Here is a 2,987-nt window from a genome sequence, read left to right on the forward strand (position 1 = left end):
TCCGTCGTCGGCAGCGTCAGATGTGTATAAGAGACAGTGACATCGCCGATAGCACGCAGCGCATCGGCTCGATTACCTCCCTGATTAACGACATCGCTTTCCAGACCAATATCCTGGCGCTGAATGCGGCCGTTGAAGCGGCAAGAGCCGGCGAGCAGGGGAAAGGCTTTGCCGTGGTCGCGGGGGAAGTTCGCCACCTTGCCAGCCGCAGCGCGAATGCGGCTAACGATATCCGCAAGCTGATTGATGCCAGCGCCAGCAGGGTACAGTCCGGCTCGGAGCAGGTGCACGCCGCAGGCCGCACGATGGATGACATTGTCGAGCAGGTGAAAAACGTCACGCAGCTCATCGCGCAGATCAGCCACTCGACGTCCGAACAGGCGACCGGGTTGTCAGAGCTAACCCGCGCGGTGGCGGAACTGGACAGCATTACGCAAAAAAATGCCGACCTGGTCGAGGAGAGCGCGCACATCTCTGCCATGGTGAAACACCGCGCCGGGCGTCTTAAGGATGCGGTGACGGTGCTCCATTGAGCCAGTAATGTTCCGGAAAAGTCGTTTATACCGTAAGGAATAAACGGCTTTTTTATTTGTGGTTGTGACTATTAATGTTTTTTATTGTTAATGAGATATTAAATAACTAAAGAAAGTGCCTCAGTTATTTATTCCTGCCTAAGTCAGTTTTCCCCGATGCTATTTTGCAAAACCCTGTTCTGGTGGTCTGGTAACGATCGATGGGGCGGAATTAATAGCCTCTACCTATCCATTGTGATGGTTATGAAATAAAAAAACGATCAAAGTCATAAAGTTAGCGGATTCGTTACCGATAACAGCGATCGTCTGAGAAATAATCACATCGATGGAGTAAATATGTTCTTACATGACGTAAAGATCGGCACGAAATTATTTCTGGCGTTTGGATTCTTTATTGTCCTGATGGTGATCAGCGCCAGTATGTCCTTACTGAGCCTGAACCGGGCTAACAACGGGATGCAATCCATCATTACCCATGATTATCCCACCACGGTTAAAGCGAACCAGTTAATCGACAACTTCCAGGAATTTATTAGCACTCAGCAGCTCATGCTGCTGGATGAACAGGGAACGTACACGGCACAGTCGCAGCAGCATCTTAAAGAGATCAGCGAGCATATCACGGTGATTTTGGGCGAGCTGAATACGGTGTTGCAGGACCCGAAATCGCAGCAGGTCCTTGCCGAGATCCGCGACGTTCGTCAGCAGTATCTGGACTCGCGCTATCGCATTTTGCAGGCGGTGCAGAATAATGACCGTGCGGGTGCTATCCAGGAGATGATGACCCATACCCTCACCGTGCAGCAGGCCTATAAAGCTAAAGTGCAGGAGCTGATTGCGATTCAGAACCATGAGATGCAGAGCGCGGGGGCGCAGGTGGAAGGAGACTTCAGGTCCAGCCGACTGCTGCTGATCCTGATCACCCTCTTTAGCGTCGCCGCTGGCAGCCTGATTGGCTGGTTTATCGTGCGCGCTATTACCCGCCCACTCGGCGAGGCGGTGAATTTTGCCAATGCCATTTCAGAGGGCGACCTGACGGGCAGCATCACGCCGCACGGCAAAGACGAAACGGGCCTATTGCTGCACGCGCTGATGGAGATGAAAAACCGCCTGCTGGATATTGTGCAGCAGGTGCAAACAGGCTCGGAGAATATCTCCAGCGCAGCCGCGCAGATTGTCGCCGGTAACCAGGATCTTGCCGCGCGCACCGAGGAGCAGGCAAGTTCGGTTGAACAGACCGCCGCCTCGATGGAGCAGATCACCGCGACGGTGAAAAACACCGCCTCGCACACCGGAGAAGCGACTAATCTCTCGGCAGATGCCGCCACGGTGGTCAAAAACAACGGGGAGATGATGAAGCAGGTGACCAGCAAAATGCGCCTGATTAACGAGACGTCGAACCGGATGTCCGACATTATCGACCTGATCGACGCCATTGCGTTCCAGACCAACATTCTGGCGCTCAACGCAGCGGTGGAAGCCGCCCGTGCCGGTGAGCACGGTCGCGGCTTCGCGGTCGTGGCGGGGGAAGTGCGCCAGCTTGCCCAGAAGAGCGCGTCGTCTGCCAGTGAAATTCGCGAGCTGATCGAGAGCTCCACCAGCCAGACCCAGGATGGGATGAATTTGGTGGAAAAAGCGAGTGCGTTGATCAACGGCATGGTCGGCAACGTGGAGGAGATGGACACGATCCTGCGCGAGATCCGCCAGGCCAGCCACGAGCAGACGGAGGGGATCTCGCAGATCAACAGCGCGATTGGCCTGATTGATGCCACCACCCAGCAGAACTCTGCGCTGGTGGAGGAGTCCGTCGCGGCGGCGGCATCCCTTAACGAGCAGGCGATGCACCTGAAAGAGCTGGTTCGCGTATTCCGAGTGAGCGAGCACGCGCCGGCTTAATCCAGCTGGGAGATCTCCAGCGCCGCGCGGTCGATTATGCCGATAATCTGCTTGAGCTGCGCGTCGCTGAGCTCTCCCTGATTTACCTTCAGGTCTAACACCGCTTTAAAGTTATCCAGCGCCCGCTTCATCTGCGGGTTTTTGCGCAGCTCAAAGCCGACGCTGCGCGCCTTAATACGCACCTGGATCTGTTCCAGCTGTTCCCGGTTTTCGTCCAGCCAGCGTTGTCCTTCAGCGGTAATCGCAATCTTCTTACGACCGCTCTCTTCTTCCGTAATGGTGATAAAGGTTTGATCCTGCAGATAATCCAGCGTCGGGTAGATCACACCGGGGCTCGGCGTGTAGTTCCCCTGGGTCAGGTTCTCGATCTCTTTGATCAGCTCATAGCCGTGGCTGGCGCTGCGGGTCAGGATATCCAGAATCACCAGTCGCAGGTCGCCGTGGCCGAAAAAGCGCGGTCGGCGTCCACCGCCGTCGTGTTCATGTCGCATGTTATGTCTCTTAATTTGATATATCTAAACTATATCTAAGATATATTCCTGTCTCTTATACACATCT

The 2,987-nt window shown here is 54.8% G+C and carries 3 protein-coding genes; 2 read left to right on the plus strand and 1 reads right to left on the minus strand.

Features of this window, described 5'->3' with window-relative positions; all coding sequences use genetic code 11:
* Both HBA26_RS22470 and HBA26_RS22475 read left to right on the plus strand, forming a co-directional pair.
* Nucleotides 1–533, plus strand: a 533-nt coding sequence (locus HBA26_RS22470) for a methyl-accepting chemotaxis protein (RefSeq protein WP_243854861.1), incomplete at its 5' end; no start/stop codon positions are given.
* Nucleotides 534–869: 336 nt separating this feature from the next.
* Nucleotides 870–2,429, plus strand: coding sequence for a methyl-accepting chemotaxis protein (locus tag HBA26_RS22475; RefSeq protein ID WP_028014479.1), 1,560 nt, complete (start codon nucleotides 870–872; stop codon nucleotides 2,427–2,429).
* Here the strand turns inward: HBA26_RS22475 and HBA26_RS22480 are convergent.
* A complete protein-coding gene (locus HBA26_RS22480; RefSeq protein ID WP_041908013.1) occupies nucleotides 2,426–2,920 on the minus strand; it encodes a PadR family transcriptional regulator in 495 nt (164 codons plus the stop codon). The genes HBA26_RS22475 and HBA26_RS22480 overlap by 4 nt on opposite strands.
* Nucleotides 2,921–2,987: the final 67 nt, after the last annotated feature.

The sequence above is a fragment of the Enterobacter sp. 725m/11 genome (assembly GCF_011683705.1).
GTDB lineage: Bacteria > Pseudomonadota > Gammaproteobacteria > Enterobacterales > Enterobacteriaceae > Enterobacter > Enterobacter bugandensis.